We start from the raw sequence: 19,965 nt of genomic DNA, 5'->3' as shown, positions 1-19,965 counted from the left end.
ACTTAGAGTGGAGCAGATAATGACAAATATGAACGAACAACAACCGAGTGCGATGGCTGGGCAGGAAAGCGAAAAGGGGTTTGTTCCCGCGGTGCTGCTTTGCTTCTTTTTGGGCGGGCTTGGTATTCACCGGTTTTACCTTGGCAAGCACGGCACCGGTATCTTGATGCTGTTGACGCTGGGCGGCCTCGGCATCTGGACGATCATTGATTTTGTGCGCTTGATCACCGGCTCACTGGGCGACAAAGACGGCCTGCCGCTTCGCCGCTAAAAGCATATGCGCGCAGCGCCTTTAAGCTCGCTGCGCGCTAACGCACCTCGTTACACATCAGGAGCGAACATGAAGTTTGTATACCCTTTTGCCCTTGCGGTTTTTTGTAGCCCCGCCTTTGCAGCGCCTGTCTGTGAAATGGGCGGAGCTGAGCCAGTCGAGTTGCTGGAAACGGCCAAGGCCGAATTTTTGAGGGGTGACTTTCAAGCTTTCAAAGACATCACAACCGAGATCATGGGCACGGCCAGCGAAAAGCTCGAGAAGCCAATTGCGCAGCTTGAGGGCTTGTTCCCCGACGGGTTTGAGAGCTGTCAGACCATCGTGCAGCGACGCGATAGTGGCGGGATGGTGCAGGAAGTGACCACCTTCAACATCAAGGGGCAGGACTTCCCTATGTCGGTGTATTTGCTGGCCGCTCCGATACGTGGCGAGTTGAAGGTCGGTTATCTTAACTTCAACACCACGATGACAGAGGTGCTGAAGAGCCTCTACTGAGGGTTTTTGTAAGCTATTGTGGTATTTGTGATCACGGTTAATGCGAGCGTGATCACAAACTGGCTTTCTTGGCATATGCGGCAATTTTTCCCGCAAAAATTGCCTTGATAGGCGTGACTCTGGCTCTAAAACCGTTATCAAAGAGGTAACGTGTGCCAGTGTATACCGTTTGCGTAACCAAACGGCACACCCGCAAGAGAGGATATGCTCATGGCTGATAGCAGCAAACCAATTGAACGCCCGCTTTCACCGCATCTGACAATTTACCGACCACAGCTGACATCGGGCACCTCGATCTTGGTGCGTATCACGGCGATTGCCTTGTTTGTGCTCGCGATTTTGCCGGTTTGGTGGCTGGCGGCAGCGGCCACTTCACATAGCTCATTTGCTGCCATCGACGGTTTTTTGCAAAGCTGGTTCGGTAGCTTGGTGATGTTTGGTGCCACATGGGCAATTTTTTATCACATGCTCGGACGCTTGCGCCATGTCATCTGGGATCTTGGATATTGCCTTGATGTCGAGGTTTCCGAAAAGATGGGCCTCGGGATGCTCATCGGAGCGACTGTGCTGACAGTCCTCGTCGCAATTATACTTTGAGGAGCGAGACATGAGATATCTCACCGACCGCAAACGCGCAGTAGGCTCTGGCTCGGCGCGAGAGGGCACGCACCATCACTGGCAACACTTTGTCAGCTCGGTCTTGCTTCAAGTGCTTCTGCCGTTGTTTGTTATCACTTTCGCCTGTGCCTTTGGCGGCAGTTTCGAGGAGGTCGTTGCTTACTATGCGCAGCCTTTCCCGCTGATCGTCACTACGTTGACGCTGATTGTCGGCATGCTGCATTTGATGCGTGAAGTACATGAGGCCATCGAGGACTATGTGCATGGCCCCGCCGAGAAGCTGCTCATCATCGCGTCGCAGGGCTTTGCTTACACCGTTATTGCCGTAGGTCTTTTTGCCCTCATCCGGCTCGCCGCTTTTTAAGGATACCGAACATGGCTGCTTATGAATATGAAACGCATGACTATGATGTTGTAGTTGTCGGAGCTGGTGGTGCTGGTTTGCGCGCCACATTGGGCATGGCCGAGCAAGGGCTGCGGACCGCTTGCGTGACCAAGGTTTTCCCGACGCGCTCACACACTGTTGCAGCGCAGGGCGGCATTGCTGCCAGCCTGAGCAACATGGGGCCGGACAACTGGCAGTGGCATATGTATGACACGGTTAAGGGCTCTGACTGGCTTGGTGATACCGACGCGATGGAGTATCTGGCCCGCGAAGCCCCCAAGGCTGTGTATGAGCTTGAGCACTATGGTGTTCCGTTTTCACGCACCGAAGAGGGCAAGATTTATCAGCGCCCGTTCGGCGGCCACACAACCGAGTTTGGCGAAGGCCCCGCCGTGCAGCGCACCTGTGCTGCCGCCGACCGCACAGGTCACGCTATTTTGCACACGCTTTACGGGCAGTCGCTCAAGAACAACGCCGAGTTCTATGTTGAGTACTTCGCGATTGATCTGATCATGTCCGACGATGGCCAATGCCAAGGCGTTGTCTGCTGGAAGCTTGATGACGGCACGATGCATGTATTCAACGCCAAGATGGTTGTGTTGGCGACGGGCGGCTACGGGCGCGCCTACTTCTCGGCCACATCGGCACACACGTGCACGGGCGATGGCGGCGGTATGGTTGCGCGCGCAGGGCTTGCTTTGCAAGACATGGAGTTTGTGCAGTTTCACCCGACAGGTATCTATGGCTCGGGCTGTTTGATCACCGAGGGCGCACGCGGTGAAGGCGGCTACCTCACCAACTCGGAAGGCGAGCGCTTTATGGAGCGCTATGCGCCGCAGTATAAAGACCTTGCTCCGCGTGACTATGTGAGCCGCTCGATGACGATGGAGATTCGCGAGGGCCGCGGTGTTGGCGCCGAGGGTGATCACATTCACCTCAACCTGAGCCACCTGCCGCAAGAGGCCTTGGCCGAGCGTCTTCCAGGCATTTCGGAAAGTGCGAAGATCTTTGCTGGCGTTGATGTCACCAAAGAACCTATCCCTGTTATTCCGACCGTGCATTACAACATGGGCGGCATTCCGACGAACTACTGGGGCGAGGTGATGAACCCGACGGCGAAAGACCCGAACGCAGTTGTGCCCGGCCTTATGGCTGTGGGCGAGGCGGGCTGTGCCTCTGTGCACGGGGCAAACCGCCTTGGCTCAAACTCGCTGATCGACTTGGTGGTGTTTGGCCGTGCGGCGGCGATCCGCGCAGGCGAGGTTGTTGATGCCGACGCACCTGTGCCAACCATGAACCAAGCCAGTGTTGACGCCGCGTTTGAGCGGTTTGATGGTTTGCGCCACGCCAAGGGCAATGTGGCCACGGCGGAGCTACGCCTTGAAATGCAAAAGACCATGCAGGCCGATGCGGCTGTGTTCCGCACCTCTGAAACACTGAAGCAGGGTGTGAAAGCGATGACCGGAATTGCGGGTAAGATGGATGACCTGAAAGTCACCGACCGCAGCCTTGTCTGGAACAGCGACCTGATGGAAACGCTGGAGCTGGCGAACCTGATGCCCAACGCTTTGGCAACCATTCACGGTGCGGAAGCGCGCAAAGAAAGCCGCGGTGCGCATGCGCATGAGGACTTTGCCAAGCGAGACGACGAGAACTGGCGTGTTCACACGATCAGCCGTGTTGACGGCGCCAAGGTTAAGCTGACGCATCGGGATGTGGTGAAAAAACCGCTGACCACCGAGAAGGAAGGCGGCATCAGCCTCAAGAAAATCGCTCCGAAAGAGCGCACGTTCTGATGCGTTTGAGGGCTGCATATCTGGTGGGCATTTTGGCGCTCGCAGGCTGTGACACGGCGCAGGAGGCTGTTGACGATGCGGCCCGTGTGACGGCGAAAGCGACGGTTGAAAAGGTATTGACCGCGCATTTACCGAACACAGTTCCGGCCAAGCTTGTGACGCCCTATTCAGACTGCCTGATTGATGCCGCCAACAGCAGTGAGTTGTTCAGCCTCTCGCGCGATGCGGTTGCTGGTGTTGATGCCGACACAATCGCTTTGGTCACTGACCTGTTGCAACGACCCGCTGCAACCAAGTGCATAGCTGAGGCGACTGTCGCCCAGCTGAGTTTGTAGGAGCGCCGGCATGATCCGCGGTCATATGGCAACTTATCCTGCGCGTGAGCCCAACCTCGAGGTGACACTCGCCGCGATTGCGCCGCAAGTTGAGCAGCTGTTTTTGTGCCTGAACGAGTATACCGAAGTGCCCGCGTTTTTGAGTGCTTACAAAAATATTGTGCCTTATCTGCCCGAGCAGGACTTAAAAGACATCGGCAAGTTTGTGTTTGAAGCGGAGGATGATGATGACGTCTTCCTGCTTGATGACGATCTTTACTATGCGCCTGACTATGTTGACCATATGATGTCGGTTTTGCCTTCGGCGGCTGACAAGGCTGTTGTGCTGGGTGTGCATGGCTCGACGATGGTTGAAGGCTTTGAGGAACGTGGCTTCCGGCGGACGTTTCACAAGATGCGCAAGCCGCTCGAGAGCTCGATCTGTGTTGATTTTGTCGGCACCGGCACCGTTTACACCAAGGGACGCAACCTGCCGCCTTTTGCGGTTATGCAGAGCGCACAGAAATTTACCGATATTCGCTTTGCCAAGTGGTGCTTTGAGAACGGCATCACCCATATTTGCGTGGCGCGCAAAGGCCGGTTGATTGTCGCTCAAGAGACTGAAGATAGCATTTTCCATTCGTTCACCAAGGGGCTGCCTGACAGCGTGCTTGGGGAGGTGAAGGAATTTGGCCGCAAGAATCCACATCTGGGCCAGACCGCCGAGAGCTTTATTGCCGCATTGGGCAAGGGCACTCGCATGTCTGGAGAACTGAAAGGAAACGAACCATGGTTCAGCTGACCCTGCCCAAGAACTCGCGTATCACGACGGGCAAGACATGGCCCAAGCCGACAGGTGCGACGAATGTGCGCCAGTTTGATATTTATCGCTGGAACCCGGATGACGGGGCCAACCCGCGTGTCGATACCTACTTCCTTGATATGGACACCTGCGGCCCGATGATCCTCGATGCGCTGATCAAAATCAAAAACGAGATTGACCCGACGCTGACGTTCCGCCGCTCGTGCCGCGAGGGCATTTGCGGCTCTTGTGCGATGAACATTGACGGTATCAACACGCTGGCCTGCATCTACGGCATGGACGAAGTGAAGAGCGGCACCGTGAAGATCTATCCGCTGCCGCATATGGAAGTGGTCAAGGATCTGATCCCCGACCTTACGCATTTCTACGCCCAGCACGCGAGCATCATGCCTTGGCTTGAAACCAAGACCAACCGCCCGCAAAAAGAGTGGAAGCAGTCGATCGGCGACCGCAAGAAGCTTGATGGCCTGTATGAGTGCGTGATGTGCGCCTGCTGTTCGACGTCTTGCCCGAGCTATTGGTGGAACTCCGACAAATACCTCGGCCCTGCAGCGCTTTTGCATGCCTACCGCTGGATCGTGGACAGCCGCGACGAGGCAACTGGCGAGCGCTTGGACGACCTTGAAGATCCGTTCAAGCTTTACCGTTGCCACACGATTATGAACTGCGCCAAGACCTGCCCTAAGGGTCTGAACCCAGCGAAAGCGATTGCAGAGATCAAGCGCATGCAGGTTGACCGCGTCGTTTAAGTTACGAGATTTCGAAATCTGAAAGGGGCACAGTCTGTAACGGGCTGTGCCCCTTTTTGTGGCATGCATTTCAGCGCTGGTAGCTATGCAAAATCGTCTGCTGTTCAGGCGAGCATGTCATGTTAAAAGGGCGGCGGGAGGAGTTTGAAACCAGTTAAGGAACAAACTCATGACGATGCAGACACCCACCCGCGAAGAGGCAAATGCTGCAGCTTTGGCTGACCTTGAGCAAGCCTTCGCCTATTACACGCCCCAAACCCCGAAAAACGCGCCGCAAAACCACTATGCAGAAGTGCCTGTCGCCGCGTAGTCGCTAGACAAGATCAAAGCCGCCTTCTAGCCTTGGCTTAAAACGAGGGCGTAGAATGAAGCATGACATTATTGTCGTCGGGGCAGGCCTTGCAGGCATGACGGCGGCGCATGAGGCCGTGTTGCGTGGCAAACAGGTTTTGCTGCTTGATATGGAAGGCCCGCAGTCGCTTGGTGGGCAGGCGTTTTGGAGCCTTGGCGGGCTGTTCATGGTCGACACACCCGAGCAGCGGCGCATGGGTATCAAAGACAGCCGCGAGCTGGCAATGAATGACTGGCTCGGCTCGGCGCAGTTTGATCGCGCAGAAGATGAAAACCCTCGCAAAGTTGCAGAAGCCTTTGTTGACTGGGCCGCAGGCGGGATGCGCGAAGAGCTCTCCAAGATAGGGTATAGCTGGTTTCCAGTGGTTGGCTGGGCTGAACGCGGTGGCGCGCAAGCGCACGGGCATGGCAACTCGGTGCCGCGGTTTCACATCACTTGGGGTGTTGGTGAGGGCATCGTTGCACCTTATGCGGCGCTCATGGCCGAGCATGTAAGGAGCGGCAAGCTGGTGATCAAATACCGGCATCGTGTAACGGCACTTGATATAGCCGACGGGCGCGCCACGGGCGTTGCGGGCGATATACTGAAGGACGACGACGCGCGGCGCGGGGCTGCGAGCAACCGTGACGTTGTTGGCGACTTTGCGTATCAGGCGGATGCCGTTGTGATCACCTCAGGCGGTATTGGCGGCAACCACGATTTGGTGCGCAAGATGTGGCCGACCAAACGCCTCGGCCAAGCGCCTGAATTTTTGATCTCGGGCGTGCCAAACTATGTTGACGGGCAGATGGCTGAACTTGCCAAGACGGCAGGTGCCGGGGCCATCAACGAAGACCGGATGTGGCATTATGTTGAGGGCATTCAGAACTGGGACCCGATCTGGCCGAAACACGCGATCCGCATTTTGCCGGGGCCTTCGTCGCTATGGTTTGACGCGCTTGGCGAGCGCATGGAAGCGCCGTATTTGCCCGGGTTTGACACCCTTGGAACACTCAAGCGCATCCTGAGCACGGGGCATGGACACAGCTGGTTTATCCTCACACAGAGCATTATCGAGAAAGAATTTGCGCTGTCGGGATCAGAACAGAACCCTGATCTGGCTGCAGGTAAGTGGAGCGCGGTTCTCAAAGAGCGGCTCGGCAAGGGCGCGACGCGGGCGGTTGAAGCGTTCAAGAAAAACGGTGCCGATTTTGTTGTCGCCGATGATCTGGACGCGCTGGTTGCAGGCATGAACAAGCTGAGCGATGTGCCGCTTGATGCGGGCAAGATCCGAAGGCAAGTTGAGGCGCGCGATTTGCAGATCGAGAACCCGTTTAGCAAAGATGCACAGGTGACAGCCATTCGCGGCGCACGGGCCTATCGTGGCGACAGGCTTATTCGCACAGCGAAACCGCACCGGATACTTGACGACAAACACGGCCCCTTGATCGGTGTGAAGCTCAATGTTCTGACGCGTAAGTCACTTGGTGGGCTGCATACGGATGTGCATGGGCGGGTGCTTGACGGGGCTGGTAATGTCATCGAAGGGCTCTATGCAGCGGGCGAGGCCTCGGGTTTTGGCGGCGGCGGGTATCACGGCTATAACGCGCTTGAGGGCACTTTCCTTGGTGGGTGTTTGTTCTCTGGTCGTGCGGCAGGGCGTCATGCAGGATAGCGGTTTTCCAGTTATTCATGCGCAACGCGCTGTTGTCGAGCCGAGCGAGCATTTCGTTTTTGGCGAGCGCAACACCGGCACCAACCTTGTGCATAGCCTGCTGATCAAAAACATCCCCGCACTCGCGCGTTCTGCTGGTGACAGGATCGGAGCGCACGGCTTTCGCTATGGCTGGAAGCACGGGTTTCCCATGATGGTTGCGGCACCGGCGAGCACCTTGGCCGTGGTGTTGTTTCGTGGGCCAGAACCCTGGTTGCGCTCGATGCACAAGCGGCCCTGGCACGCGCCCGAGCGCGCGGCGATGCCATTTGCCGAGTTTATCAGGGCTGAGTGGGTCTCACGGATTGACGAGCAGAACTTTGGTGTTTTGCGAGACGATGCCCGTTGGGGCGCTGAGTTGCAATATGACAGACACCCGCTGACGGGGGCAGGGTTTGACAATATTCTGGCCTTGCGTAACGCCAAGACGACAGGGTTTTTGTCACTGGCTGCGCGATTTGAAAGCTGTTTGCTGGTGCGCCATGAAGATGTGAGCGCTGACCCTGAGGGTTTTGTTGAATGCGTCTCGCAGTTGAGCGGGTTGCCGCGGTATGAGCAGTTTCGGCCGGTTGAAGCGCGGCGTGGACGCGCGACGGAGGGCAAGTTCACGCCTGCTGAATATGCGCCGCTTGAAGAGGCTGACCATGCGTTTGTCTGGCAGAGGCTTGAAGTTTCGCAAGAGGCGCGGTTAGGGTATTTTGAACACCCGCAGGAGGCTGGCGATGCGTGAACCCGAGGATGCTGCCGCAAGGCGGGCTATTGAGCCGGTGATATGCTACCCCAACGAAACGCTGCCCGAGGTGCCCTTGGCGCTTTACCAAGCGGCCCGTAAGGGGGCTGTGAAGGTGGGTGAGGTTGTTGCGGAGCCAAGGGAGGCCTGCTGCTTTGAAGTGCCGGCTGGCAGTTTCTTTCGGATCAGCTCGGTTGAGGGGCCGCAAGTGGGCGATCTTAACCTGTGGAACCTGCATGATTTGAGCGAGCGGTTCTACTCAGGCAAGACTCGTGCGCTGCATGGCACGCATATCAGCACCGGAGAGCGCATGTGGTCGTCGTTTCCGAACCTGCGGCCCATGGCGACGATCGTTGCTGACACGCTTGACTGGTATGGCATCGACGCATACGGCGGATCGGTGCATGATGTGATAGGCACGCGCTGTGATCCATACACTGGCAACTTGCTGAGTGGCGCGCAGTATCATCATTGCTGTCATTCCAACCTGACGCGGGCTGTCGCGGATCACTTAGGCGTAGGTCTATCTGAGGCCGAGCCGTATGTGCATGACGTGTTGAACGTGTTCATGTGCACGGGGTTCACGCGGAATACCGGCCAGTATTTTATGAAGGCATCGCCTGTGCGGCCCGGAGACTATCTGGAGTTTTTTGCCGAGATTGATCTGCTTGGTTCGCTGTCGGCTTGCCCCGGAGGAGACTGTTCGAGCGAGCACACCTCTGATGCGGCGGCATGTTATCCGCTGCTGGTCGAGATGTTTTCCCCTGTTGAACGTGCGCTGGACGGTTGGGAAAGCCCGAAGCGGAGTGGCTATCTTGGAGGGCATGGGCGCTAGAGGTTTCGAATTTGCTTGCGCAAATCCGACCGGTCGTGGGGCTAGCCCCCCGAACCCCCCAGGATACTTAGGCCAAGAAAAAGAACTAGGATGGGAAGGCGGCGTCGAGAGCGACTTGAACCATGTCACCGAAGCTGCGTTCGCGCTCGGAGCTGGGCAGGGCTTCGCCGGTTTGCAAGTGATCCGAGACCGTGAGCACGGCAAGGGCACGGGCACCGAGGCGGGCGGCGACGGTGTAGAGTTCGGCAGCTTCCATCTCGACTCCGAGGATGCCGTGGCGTGTCATTTGCTCGGTGAGGTCGGGGCGCTCGTCGTAGAAGACGTCGGATGAGTAGATTCCGCCAACATGAGGTGTGAGTTTCATCGCTTCAGCGGCATGGAAGGCTTTGTGCAGCAGCGTCCAGTCGGCGGAGGGGGCGAAGTTGACCTCTTTGAACAAGCCCATTGAGGGGGTGTTGAGTGACGTAGCTGTCATGGCGATGATCACGTCGCGAATTTTGACATGTGGTTGCATCCCGCCGCAGGAGCCGATGCGGATCAGGGTTTTGGCACCGAAGTCGCGGATCAGCTCATTGGCGTAGATTGACAGGGAAGGCATGCCCATTCCAGAGCCGTGAATGGTGACGGGGTTGCCTTTGTAGGTGCCAGTGAAGCCGAGCATGCCGCGCACTTCGTTGACGAGTTTAGGTTTCTCTAGAAACGTTTCGGCTGCCCATTTGGCGCGGTAGGGGTCGCCTGGCATGAGGACGGTTTCGGCGATATCGCCTTTGTTTGCGCCAATGTGGACTGTCATGTTGCGTGCCTTTCGCTGAGTTGTGCTTAGGATAGCGTCAAAGCGAAAGGCAGTGCAATGTGCTGTGCAATGTTGTGCAATGTGCTGTGCACAGATCGGGTTATTCGGCCGCTTCTGGCGTTGGTTCGGCAAGGGTGATGACATCGGCCATGATGGTGTTGAGCTCGAAGTCTTTGGGTGTGTAGACACGGGAAACGCCCATTGCCAGCAAACGCTCGGCGTCGTCGTCGGGGATAATGCCGCCGACCACAACGGGTGTTTGCGAGAGGCCTGCCTCAGCCATGCGCTGCATGAGTTCTTCAACGAGGGGGATGTGACTGCCTGACAGGATCGAGAGGCCGACGACGTGGGACTTTTGCTCCAAGGCGGCGGCGACCAGCTCTTCTGGTGTCAGGCGGATGCCATCGTAGGTGATATCCATGCCGCAGTCGCGGGCGCGGAAGGCGATTTGCTCGGCGCCATTTGAGTGGCCATCAAGGCCGGGTTTGCCAATGAGGAAGGCAAGGCGGCGGCCGAGTTTGTCGGACATGGTGTCAACGGCAGCGCGCAGTTCTTCCAAGCCTTCGGTTTTGTTTGAGGGCGAGGGGGACACGCCGGTTGGGCCGCGGTATTCGCCGTGCACAGCGCGCATTTGCTCGGCCCATTCACCGGTTGTGGCGCCGGCCTTTGCGGCCTTGATGCTGGCGGGCATGATGTTCTTGCCGGCTTGCGCATCGGCGCGCAGGGCAGCAAGGGCTTGCTCGACTGCTTTAGTGTCGCGCTCGGCGCGCCATGCGTTGAGGCGGCTGACTTGCTCGGCTTCCATCGCTGGGTCAACAACCATGATGCCGCCGTCTTCAGACATCAAGGGGGATGGCTCGGTTTGTGTCCATTTGTTGACACCGACGACGACGGTTTCGCCCGCCTCGATGCGGCCCAAGCGGGCGGCGTTGCTGTCGACAAGCCGTGATTTCATATAATCGATCGACGCGACAGCACCGCCCATGCCGTCAAGGTTGGCAAGCTCGTGGCGCGCGCCTTCCTTGAGCGCTTCGACTTTGCGGTCAACGGCAGGGTTGTTGTCGAACAAGTCGTCATACTCAAGCAAGTCGGTTTCGTAGGCCATGATCTGCTGCATGCGCATTGACCATTGCTGATCCCATGGGCGCGGGAGGCCGAGGGCTTCGTTCCATGCGGGGAGTTGCACAGCGCGGGCGCGGGCTTTTTTGGAAAGCGTCACGGCGAGCATTTCGATCAGAATGCGGTAGACGTTGTTTTCCGGCTGCTGCTCGGTGAGGCCAAGCGAGTTGACTTGCACGCCGTAGCGGAAGCGGCGGAACTTGGGGTTTTCAACGCCGTAACGCTCAAGCAGGATCTCATCCCAGAGGTCAACGAAGGCACGCATTTTGCACATTTCGGTGACAAAGCGGATGCCAGCGTTCACGAAGAACGAGATGCGGCCGCAAAGCGCGGGGAAGTCTTCCGCGGGCACACGCGGCTTGAGTTCGTCAAGCACGGCAATGGCTGTGGCGAGAGCGAAGGAGAGCTCTTGTTCGGGCGTCGCTCCGGCTTCTTGCAGGTGATAGGAACAAACGTTCATCGGGTTCCACTTGGGCACATGTGTGTAGCAATATTCGGCGACATCACCAATCATCTTGAGGCTCGGCTTGGGCGGGCAAACGTAAGTGCCGCGGCTGAGGTATTCTTTGATCAGGTCGTTTTGCACGGTGCCTTGCAGCTTGGATATATCGGCGCCTTGCTCCTCGGCGACGGCGATGTAGAGCGACAACAACCAAGGGGCTGTGGCGTTGATCGTCATCGAGGTGTTCATCTGCTCAAGCGGGATGTTGTTGAACAGCGTGCGCATATCGCCGAGGTGACAGACAGGCACGCCGACTTTGCCGACTTCACCGCGCGACAGGGTGTGATCGCTGTCATAGCCTGTCTGCGTGGGCAGATCGAAGGCCACCGAGAGGCCTGTCTGACCCTTCTCGAGGTTGGAGCGGTAAAGTGCGTTTGACGCTTCGGCGGTTGAGTGCCCGGCGTAAGTGCGAATGAGCCACGGACGATCTGCTTGGCGATCAGTTTTAGCGGTTTTCTGCGGTTGCGACATCGGTGGGCCTCGTGAATCGGTTTCGGTAATTATCTTACGTTGAAAGACTGATACTTGGAATTATCTGGCGCGTCAATTCGCTGCGTTGCGGCATGTCGGCGAGGCTGCGTGGCAATCGCGCTTGCAAGAACGGGCCTGTTTCGCCAATGTAAACTATGTTTCAAGTGATCGAAGTTCCGCTCTGGCTATTGGGTGTTATTCTGCTTTTTGCAGCGATAACGTTTGCCTCGCATTTCCTGTTTCCTTCCGTGCGTTGGTTCTTCCGGCGGCGGATGGAGAAGGCTGTTGCCAAGCTCAATGAGAAGCTTGACCGCCCGATCGAGCCTTTCAAGTTGGCCCGCAGGCACGACATGATCCAGAGGCTGACATATGACGAGGAAGTGTCGCGCGCGATTGCGGAACACGCCAGAAAAGAAGGTGTGCCGGAGAACGTCGCGTTTGAGAGGGCGCGTCGCTATGCGCGCGAGATTGTGCCCTCATTTAGCGCGACGCTATACTACGGCGTGGCTATGAGGCTGACCAAGTTTATCAGCCGACTGCTCTATCGCGTTCGCCTTGGTCATCACGCGCGCGAAACACTGGCCACAATCGACCGTGAGGCAACTGTGGTGTTTGTGATGAACCACCGCAGCAATATGGACTATGTTTTGGTGACATATCTGGCCTCCGAGCAAAGCACTTTGTCTTATGCTGTTGGCGAGTGGGCGCGCGTCTGGCCGCTGAGCAGGCTTATCAAGTCGATGGGCGCGTATTTTATCCGGCGCAAGTCGCGGGGCGCACTTTATCGTAAGGTTTTGCAGCGATATGTGCGGCTGGCAACCGACGGCGGCGTTACGCAGGCGGTGTTTCCGGAAGGCGGCTTGTCGCTTGATGGCAAACTGGGTAAGGCCAAAGTCGGGATATTGAAATACATCGCTGAGGGCCACGATACCAAAGAGCGCGATGTTGTGTTTATTCCGGTGGCGATAAACTACGATCGTGTGCTTGAAGACAGAGTTCTGATTCAAGCAGGCGAACAAGGCACACGCAAGTTTCCGGCCAAGATATCGGTGATCCTGAGATACTTGCTGCGGCTGCTTTGGCAGTGGATGCGGGGGCGGTACCACAGATTTGGCTATGCTGCGGTGAGCTTCGGAGCGCCTATCTCGCTGCGCCGTGAAAAGGGCCGCAAGAAGGAAGCAGACGTCGAGGCACTTGCAGAAACGCTGATGCGACGCATTGCTGAGGTGGTTCCTGTCTTGCCTGTGCCTTTGGCGGCGTTGGTGTTCGAGCGCGCCGAGGGGCCGCTTACCAAAGAAGGCTTTGAAAAAGCGATGCGGGTGTTGTCAGACAAGATGCCCGAAGCCCATATTCACCTGCCACGCGAAGATTTTGACTATGCCGCCGACTACGGCTTGCGAAACCTTGTGAGCCGCGGCGCGGTTGAGCAGACAGGGGCCGGTTTTGCTGTGACAGAGGCGGGGGCCTCGTTAGTGACTTACTATGCAGCATCGGTTAGGCACCTGATAGCTGACTAGTTTTCTGCGGTCGCGAGGTTATAAAGTTTCAAAAAGTTACTCAATGCTATTGCATTGTTTCGCGTGGCTGGTATTCCTTTCGCTTGAAAAGAGATTCTGCGCTGCGGCGTAATGGCGACGAAATTCACATGCTGAAACAGCAACGAAATGGAGTTTGAGACGATGGCTTTGGATACTGACACTGGCTTTGCAGCATACGATGCACCGGAAAAAGACCTCTACGAAGTGGGCGAAATGCCACCCCTCGGATATGTTCCGAAAAAGATGTATTCATGGGCTATTCGCCGTGAACGCCACGGTGAGCCTGACCAGTCTTTCCAGCAGGAAGTCGTTGATACATGGGTTATCGACAGTCACGAAGTGCTGGTTTTGGTTATGGCGGCTGGTGTTAACTACAATGGTGTTTGGGCGGGCCTTGGCCAGCCGATCAGCCCGTTTGATGTGCACGGAGCGGACTATCACATTGCCGGTTCTGACGCGGCCGGTATCGTTTGGGCCGTGGGCGACAAAGTGAAGACATGGAAAGTCGGTGACGAGGTCGTTATCCACTGCAACCAAGACGACGGCGACGATGAAGAGTGCAACGGTGGCGACCCGATGTTTTCTGCAACGCAGCGTATTTGGGGCTATGAAACAGGAGACGGCTCTTTCAGCCAGTTCACCCGTGTGCAGGCGCAGCAGCTTATGCCACGCCCCAAGCATCTGACTTGGGAAGAGAGCGCTTGCTACACGCTGACGCTCGCAACGGCCTATCGCATGCTGTTCGGCCACCACCCGCACGAGCTTAAGCCAGGTCAGAATGTTCTGGTATGGGGCGCATCTGGCGGCCTTGGCTCATATGCTATCCAACTGGCCAACACTGCCGGCGCGAACGCGATCGGGGTGATTTCGGACGAGAGCAAACGCGAATTTGTGATGGATCAGGGCGCCAAAGGCGTGATCAACCGCAAGGACTTTAACTGCTGGGGGCAGCTTCCCACGGTGAACAGCCCCGAGTATGTCGCGTGGACAAAAGAAGCGCGCAAGTTTGGTAAGGCGATCTGGGACATTACCGGTAAGGGCGTGAGCGTCGACATGGTGTTCGAGCACCCCGGCGAGGCGACGTTCCCTGTGTCGACTTTGGTGGTTAAAAAGGGCGGCATCGTGGTGATCTGTGCTGGCACCTCGGGCTTTAACTGCACCTTTGATGTGCGCTACATGTGGATGCACCAAAAGCGCCTGCAAGGTAGCCACTTTGCCAACCTCAAGCAGGCCGCTTCGGCCAACCGCTTGATGGTTGATCGCCGCTTGGACCCTTGCATGTCAGAAGTGTTCGCATGGGACGAGATCCCCGCGGCACATATGAAAATGCTGCGCAACGAGCACAAGCCCGGCAATATGGCGGTATTGGTGCAGGCGCCCAAAACCGGTCTGCGCACGGTTGAAGACGTGATCGAAGCCGGCAAGTAATCAATATTTTTGCAGTTAGGGCCGCAGATCAGTGATTTGGTCTGTGGCCCTTGCGCTGATTAGAGTTATCAGCAGGCTACAATTCAAGGTTCCCGCTATTTTGGGGGAGGGAATTCTCGCGAGTGTCTCCCAGATTTTTTGCGTGCTACGGTTGGATTAACCTTTTGTTAATCCTCCAAAGGCGATAGTTCATGAAGAATGAATGGATACTGGACGTTCTCGATGACCTGAAGGCCTTTGCCAAGGCTAACGGCTTACCGAGCTTGGCTGTTCAGCTTGAAGACACCGCTTTGATGGCGGCATGTGAGCTTGCGTCTGGCAGTTCAAGGGGGAAAGCGCTTGAAACGACGGCGGGCAGCAACGGCGTTCAACACGATTTTGAAAGCTCTCGAGCGAACAACTGAGCTGCCGCAGCTTCAGTTAATTTCCGAACAACTCCGTGACTATTTTGAAGTCGACCACATTGTGTATCATTGGGTTAGTGGCTCGGGCACACAATACGGTTGTGGCACCTATGATGACGCTTGGGTGCAACGATATGTCGACCAAGACTACCTGCGTGTTGACCCTGTCGTGCTGGGGTGCTTTCAACGCTTTACCGCGGTTGACTGGAAAAAGTTGAATTGGACAAGTAAGGCTGCTCGCGGATTTCTGGAAGATGCGCAGGCCCATGGTGTCGGCAATCAGGGATTTTCGGTTCCTGTCCACGGGCCAAACGGGCAGTTTGCACTGTTCTCGGTTAACCATGACAGTGATGACGATACCTGGTTCGAGTTTATCGAAAACAACCGCCGTAATCTGATCCTCGTGGCGCATTACTTTAATGAAAAGGCGCTGGAATTTGAACCGGACCGTGCGCCCGAAGCGACGGCGGCTTTGAGCCCGAGAGAAGTAGACGCAATGACATTTCTGGCGATGGGCTATAGCCGCGCGCAGGTTGCTGACACCCTGTCGATATCTGAACATACCTTGCGGGTTTACATTGAATCAGCGCGACATAAGCTTGGCGCAGCAAACACGACTCATGCGGTTGCGCGCGCGCTTCAGAACGGGTTGATAGTTATCTAACGCGCTGTTTTGTAACAACGTTTTAAGAGCTTATTAACCGTATTTAGTTAAAATTTTCCTTACATAGAAAGTGAGGAAAACATGATACGATTTCTATATGCAGATGAACTACAAGCCTACCCGTTGCTGAGCCACACAATGTTTTGCGATCGCGCTTTCCAGTTTAAGGAGCGCTTGAAGTGGGATGTTACGGTTGATGAAAACGGTGAAGAACGTGACCAGTATGATGCGCCGTCGCTGCGCCCGCTATATGTTATCTGGGAGCGCCCTGATGGCCGCCATGGCGGCTCGATGCGGTTTCTGCCAACCACCGGCCGCACCATGATCAACGAGCATTTCTCGCATTTGCTCGACGGTCAAACAGTCTCGGACGAGCATACATGGGAATGCACGCGCTTTTGCCTTGCGGCGGGCTCGGGCACTGACGTGGCCTCTACGCTCATGCTGGCGGGGTCGGCTCTGATGAAAGGGCAGGGTGTCGAACACTTCATTGCAGTGTTTGATGCTCCGATGACGCGAGTTTACCGGATGGTCGGCTCGGCCCCTAAAGTGCTTGGTAGCACCGGTGAAGGGCGTACCAAAACCAGTATCGGCCTTTGGACATACACTGCTGCGTCTAAGGCGCAGTTGCTTAGCAAAGCCGGGATATCTGCTGATGTTGTCAACTGGTGGTATCAACGCAAGTTCGGGCGCGCAAGCAAGGCGGCTTAAGCGGCATTTCGTCGTTCAACCCGGCGTATAAAGGCGGTAGGGTCAGCGCATGAATGCACTGACCCCACAGCTGTCTGAAGATCAGGCCGAAGCCTTTGACACCGTCACCGAGATGTTGCGCTCCAGCGGGATCGACCTTGAGGATGGCACGACGCTGCCGCTTGGCGACAAGCCGGCGCGTGTTTTGGCGATTACGGGCAAAGCTGGCAGCGGTAAGACGCTGCTGCTGGCGCAGCTTTATGAAGCGATGGAAGAAGCCGGTGTTGATATCGTGTCGGGCGATTACGAAGGCAAAAAGCGCAAGGATGGCCGCACGCTGGCCATTTTGGCACCGACCAATAAAGCCGCGAGTGTGTTGCGGATGCGTGGCGTTCCTGCGACGACAATTCACCGAATTCTCTACACCCCGGTTTACGACCCCGAATACGAGCGCATCGCCGAGTGGCTGACTGGGCAGGGCGAGCGTCCTGAAATCGAAGGGATCACGGACATTGCGCTTGATCGCGCGCATGCGTTTTACCAGGGCAACAAGTCGATCCCGGGAGCGATGGCGGCAGCTGGGTTGCGTGGGTCCGATTTCATCACGGGTTGGAAGCGCCGTGAAGACCCGCTTGATGTCGGGATGATCGATGAAGCCTCGATGCTGGATGACAAGCAGTATGAAGACCTTAGGGAAATTTTCCCCAATCTGATCCTGTTTGGTGATCCGGCACAGCTTGCGCCGGTGAAACAGTCAGGTGCGATGGTGTTTGAGAAGCTGCCCGAGAAAGCCGTGCTCAGCCTTGAGCGCATACACCGGCAAGAGGCGACAAACCCGATCCTTGATTTGGCCCATGCCTTGGCCGACCCTCAGCTAGGCTTTGGTGATTTCGAGCGCATGGTTGAAGAAGCCGCGGCGCGTGATGACAGGGTCGTGCTTGGGCAGCGCGTCGAGGTTGACTTGATGGCGCGATCGCCGGTGCTGGTCTGGCGTAATGCAACGCGCATACGGCTGATAAACGCCTTTCGCCGTGTTTATGGCGCGCCTGAAGATATGCTGCTTGAGGGCGAACCGCTGATCTGTGATGGCTTGGAGCTGCCGCTCAAGCACCGCAAAAAGCGGCTTGATCTGGAGGCGCGAGGCCTCATCAAAGGCGCGCAGGTTATCTACCTCGGGCCGGGCCGCAAGCCGGGTTTCTCGCGGTTGCATGTCGTCGGAGCGCAAGACCCGCAAGTGTCTGCTGCCTCGATCGTCAAGATCGAAATGCCCGATGAGGAAGAGCCTTTCATCCCCTTCGCTGCGCGCATGGGGGCCGCATTTTTGCACGGCGCGGCGGTGACAATTCACAAGGCGCAGGGCTCGCAATGGGAAAACGTGCAGGTCTTCGCTCCAGACTTGTTTGCAGCTTCTCGCATGGGTCGCATGGAGGCGGGCCAACCGCTGTGGAAGCGGCTTGCCTATGTGGCGATCACCCGCGCTGAAGAGCGGCTGTTCTGGGTGGTGCGCAACCGGCTTTCAAAGCCGTCGGCGCCGTTAACGACAGCTGATTTGATCGTGCCGACGCCAACGCTAGAGTTGCAATCAGAAGAGATCTAGTTGCGCTGGAAGATGCGGAACGCTGCCGATGCAAGCCAGCCTGCAGCAATCGCGATGGCCAATGACAACAGCCCGTAGATCAGCGGTTGTTGACGCGACAAGTTGAACAAGAACCGCTCAAGCCCGACCTTATGAACGTCAATCAGCGTCTCGTATTCGGAGACGACTTTGCCAGATCGGGTCAGGAAAATGCGCGCTTTGTAATCGCCTTCGGTGAGGTTCGCGGGCAGGGCGACACGGGTTTCAAACAGGGTTTGGTCTGTCAACGTCACGCTGTTTTCGTGCAGTTGGTAGAGGCCGCTGTTTTCCCTGATCCGGATAACCGCGCTGGCAAACCCCTGGGCATCCTTGACGTTCATCGGGGCACCAACCGAGCGCACCGCACGGGGGATCGAAACACTATAGCGCAGGTCTTCAGTTTTGGTGATGGCATCGGCAAACGGCACAGAAGTTGCGACAGCGTAAAAGGCCGGAGCTGCATCAACTTCAACGGCGTCGACATTGATCCAGATACCATAGCGGCGCTCTTTGCGGCGGACAGTCAGCGCGGTGCTCGGGCCTTCAACCGCAACGATAACTTCAAGCGGTGCGCCGCTCGGAGCAGGGCCGTCACGTTTTACGGCACCAAAGATCAGGATTTCGGACCCATCGAAGTTGGTGGTGATTTGCACGCGCTTCTGGCTGAGGCCAAGCACGACTTCTTCGGCTTGCGCAAGGGCGGGAAAGCAGAGTGCTAATAGGAGGAACATCCGCAGCATCATTGACCGCCTGCCGCGCCGATAGAGTAAAGCTCACCCGGCTCAAGCAAGAGGTCAAGCGCCAGCTTTCCGCAGACAACAATCACCAGCAAGGCCAGCAGAATACGCAGCTGCTCAGCCTTCATTTTAAGGCCGATGCGCGTGCCTATTTGAGCACCGACAACGCCACCAACCAACAGCAGAACCGCAAGTGCCATATCAACTGTGTAGTTGGTTGTCGCGTGGAGCAGTGTGGTGAAGGCGGTTACGAAGATGATCTGAAACAGGGACGTGCCGACAACGACTTTGGTTGGCATGCCGAGCAGATAGATCATCGCCGGAACCATAATAAAGCCACCGCCAACGCCCATGATCGCGGTGAGGATACCGACCAGCACCGCGATGATCAGCGGCGGGATGATCGAGATATAGAGCCCTGAAGTGTGAAAACGCACTTTGAACGGCAGCTTGGAAAGCACACCGCGATCACGTTTGCGCTTTGCTGGTGCGCCGCCTGCCTTGGCTAATTTGCGAATGGCGTTGAGGCTTTCGATGAACATCAAGCTGCCGATAATACCGAGGAAAACAACATAACAAAGCCGCACCAGCAAGTCGACTTGGCCCATAGCTTTGAGGTAGTTGAACACCACCATGCCGATCGCTGCGCCGACAAGCCCACCGACAAGCAGCACCGTTCCCAATTTGAGATCAACAGTTTTGCGTTTTAGATGTGCAAGCAGCCCCGAGAACGACGAAGCAACGATCTGGTTGGCTCCTGTCGCGACGGCAACAGCGGGGGGGATGCCGATAAAGAACAACAGCGGCGTCATCAAAAAGCCGCCGCCTACGCCAAACATCCCCGACAAAACCCCGACCATGCCGCCAAGCCCCAGCAGCAAGAAAGCGTTGACCGAAACTTCAGCGATGGGGAGGTAAATTTGCATGGTCTCTCCTAAAGCGT

22 protein-coding genes are annotated in these 19,965 nt (G+C 56.7%); 18 read left to right on the top strand and 4 right to left on the bottom strand.

Going from position 1 to position 19,965, the window contains the following annotated elements; translation table 11 throughout:
- Positions 1–19 precede the first annotated feature (19 nt).
- The 12 genes from KO498_RS17160 to KO498_RS17105 all read left to right on the top strand — a co-directional run bounded on the left by KO498_RS17160 (position 20) and on the right by KO498_RS17105 (position 9,061).
- The gene (locus KO498_RS17160; RefSeq protein ID WP_252731517.1) at positions 20–271 is read left to right on the top strand and encodes an NINE protein; all 252 of its coding nucleotides are present in this window, start codon (positions 20–22) and stop codon (positions 269–271) included.
- 69 nt (positions 272–340) lie between these two features.
- Positions 341–766 (top strand): hypothetical protein, encoded by a 426-nt coding sequence (locus KO498_RS17155; RefSeq protein WP_215961137.1) that lies wholly within the window; start codon positions 341–343, stop codon positions 764–766.
- Positions 767–976: 210 nt separating this feature from the next.
- The gene (sdhC, locus tag KO498_RS17150) at positions 977–1,363 is read left to right on the top strand and encodes a succinate dehydrogenase, cytochrome b556 subunit (protein ID WP_215961136.1); all 387 of its coding nucleotides are present in this window, start codon (positions 977–979) and stop codon (positions 1,361–1,363) included.
- A gap of 10 nt (positions 1,364–1,373) precedes the next feature.
- On the top strand, positions 1,374–1,748 hold the full coding sequence (sdhD, locus tag KO498_RS17145) for a succinate dehydrogenase, hydrophobic membrane anchor protein (protein WP_215961135.1): 375 nt from the start codon (positions 1,374–1,376) through the stop codon (positions 1,746–1,748).
- An 11-nt stretch (positions 1,749–1,759) separates the two neighbouring features.
- Entirely contained in the window at positions 1,760–3,565 is a 1,806-nt protein-coding gene (gene sdhA / locus KO498_RS17140; RefSeq protein ID WP_215961134.1) for a succinate dehydrogenase flavoprotein subunit, read from the top strand.
- The gene (locus tag KO498_RS17135) at positions 3,565–3,900 is read left to right on the top strand and encodes a hypothetical protein (protein ID WP_215961133.1); all 336 of its coding nucleotides are present in this window, start codon (positions 3,565–3,567) and stop codon (positions 3,898–3,900) included. The genes sdhA and KO498_RS17135 overlap by 1 nt, the downstream gene beginning before the upstream one ends.
- 10 nt (positions 3,901–3,910) lie before the next feature.
- Positions 3,911–4,681 (top strand): hypothetical protein, encoded by a 771-nt coding sequence (locus tag KO498_RS17130; RefSeq protein WP_215961132.1) that lies wholly within the window; start codon positions 3,911–3,913, stop codon positions 4,679–4,681.
- Positions 4,669–5,451: a succinate dehydrogenase iron-sulfur subunit gene (locus KO498_RS17125; protein ID WP_215961131.1), complete on the top strand. Its 783-nt coding sequence runs from the start codon at positions 4,669–4,671 to the stop codon at positions 5,449–5,451. Before KO498_RS17130 ends, KO498_RS17125 begins: the two co-directional genes overlap by 13 nt.
- A 169-nt stretch (positions 5,452–5,620) precedes the next feature.
- Positions 5,621–5,761, top strand: coding sequence for a hypothetical protein (locus KO498_RS17120; protein ID WP_215961130.1), 141 nt, complete (start codon positions 5,621–5,623; stop codon positions 5,759–5,761).
- 55 nt (positions 5,762–5,816) lie between these two features.
- Entirely contained in the window at positions 5,817–7,457 is a 1,641-nt protein-coding gene (locus tag KO498_RS17115; protein ID WP_215961129.1) for an FAD-binding dehydrogenase, read from the top strand.
- Complete coding sequence (locus KO498_RS17110; protein WP_215961128.1) at positions 7,447–8,226, top strand: hypothetical protein; 780 nt, start codon at positions 7,447–7,449, stop codon at positions 8,224–8,226. Before KO498_RS17115 ends, KO498_RS17110 begins: the two co-directional genes overlap by 11 nt.
- The gene (locus tag KO498_RS17105; RefSeq protein ID WP_215961127.1) at positions 8,219–9,061 is read left to right on the top strand and encodes an urea carboxylase-associated family protein; all 843 of its coding nucleotides are present in this window, start codon (positions 8,219–8,221) and stop codon (positions 9,059–9,061) included. Before KO498_RS17110 ends, KO498_RS17105 begins: the two co-directional genes overlap by 8 nt.
- Positions 9,062–9,146: 85 nt before the next feature.
- On the opposite strand, the gene deoD is transcribed toward KO498_RS17105, so the two are convergent.
- Positions 9,147–9,854, bottom strand: a complete 708-nt coding sequence (deoD, locus tag KO498_RS17100; protein WP_215961126.1) for a purine-nucleoside phosphorylase — start codon at positions 9,852–9,854, stop codon at positions 9,147–9,149.
- Between the two features lie 100 nt (positions 9,855–9,954).
- On the bottom strand, positions 9,955–11,946 hold the full coding sequence (locus tag KO498_RS17095) for a protein meaA (protein WP_215961125.1): 1,992 nt from the start codon (positions 11,944–11,946) through the stop codon (positions 9,955–9,957).
- A gap of 155 nt (positions 11,947–12,101) precedes the next feature.
- Here KO498_RS17095 and KO498_RS17090 point away from each other — a divergent pair, with 155 nt between their 5' ends.
- From KO498_RS17090 to KO498_RS17065, 6 genes are all read left to right on the top strand, one after another.
- Positions 12,102–13,463, top strand: a complete 1,362-nt coding sequence (locus tag KO498_RS17090) for a 1-acyl-sn-glycerol-3-phosphate acyltransferase (RefSeq protein WP_215961124.1) — start codon at positions 12,102–12,104, stop codon at positions 13,461–13,463.
- 162 nt (positions 13,464–13,625) lie between these two features.
- Positions 13,626–14,912, top strand: a complete 1,287-nt coding sequence (gene ccrA / locus KO498_RS17085; RefSeq protein ID WP_215961326.1) for a crotonyl-CoA carboxylase/reductase — start codon at positions 13,626–13,628, stop codon at positions 14,910–14,912.
- Positions 14,913–15,103: 191 nt separating this feature from the next.
- Positions 15,104–15,316: a hypothetical protein gene (locus KO498_RS17080; protein WP_215961123.1), complete on the top strand. Its 213-nt coding sequence runs from the start codon at positions 15,104–15,106 to the stop codon at positions 15,314–15,316.
- Entirely contained in the window at positions 15,288–15,980 is a 693-nt protein-coding gene (locus tag KO498_RS17075; RefSeq protein WP_354667685.1) for a helix-turn-helix transcriptional regulator, read from the top strand. Before KO498_RS17080 ends, KO498_RS17075 begins: the two co-directional genes overlap by 29 nt.
- A gap of 81 nt (positions 15,981–16,061) precedes the next feature.
- Positions 16,062–16,691, top strand: coding sequence for an acyl-homoserine-lactone synthase (locus KO498_RS17070; RefSeq protein WP_215961121.1), 630 nt, complete (start codon positions 16,062–16,064; stop codon positions 16,689–16,691).
- A gap of 49 nt (positions 16,692–16,740) precedes the next feature.
- A complete protein-coding gene (locus tag KO498_RS17065; RefSeq protein WP_215961120.1) occupies positions 16,741–18,267 on the top strand; it encodes an ATP-dependent DNA helicase in 1,527 nt (508 codons plus the stop codon).
- On the opposite strand, the gene KO498_RS17060 is transcribed toward KO498_RS17065, so the two are convergent.
- Positions 18,264–19,025 (bottom strand): TIGR02186 family protein, encoded by a 762-nt coding sequence (locus tag KO498_RS17060; RefSeq protein ID WP_215961325.1) that lies wholly within the window; start codon positions 19,023–19,025, stop codon positions 18,264–18,266. The two genes, KO498_RS17065 and KO498_RS17060, sit on opposite strands and share 4 nt — an antisense overlap.
- Positions 19,025–19,948, bottom strand: a complete 924-nt coding sequence (locus tag KO498_RS17055; RefSeq protein WP_215961119.1) for a sulfite exporter TauE/SafE family protein — start codon at positions 19,946–19,948, stop codon at positions 19,025–19,027. The genes KO498_RS17060 and KO498_RS17055 overlap by 1 nt, the downstream gene beginning before the upstream one ends.
- Positions 19,949–19,965: the final 17 nt, after the last annotated feature.

The sequence above is a fragment of the Lentibacter algarum genome, assembly GCF_018860975.1.
In the GTDB taxonomy this organism is placed as follows: domain Bacteria; phylum Pseudomonadota; class Alphaproteobacteria; order Rhodobacterales; family Rhodobacteraceae; genus Lentibacter; species Lentibacter algarum_A.
The sequence above is the reverse complement of the archived record's forward strand: the minus strand, read 5'-3'. Positions and strand labels throughout refer to the sequence as shown.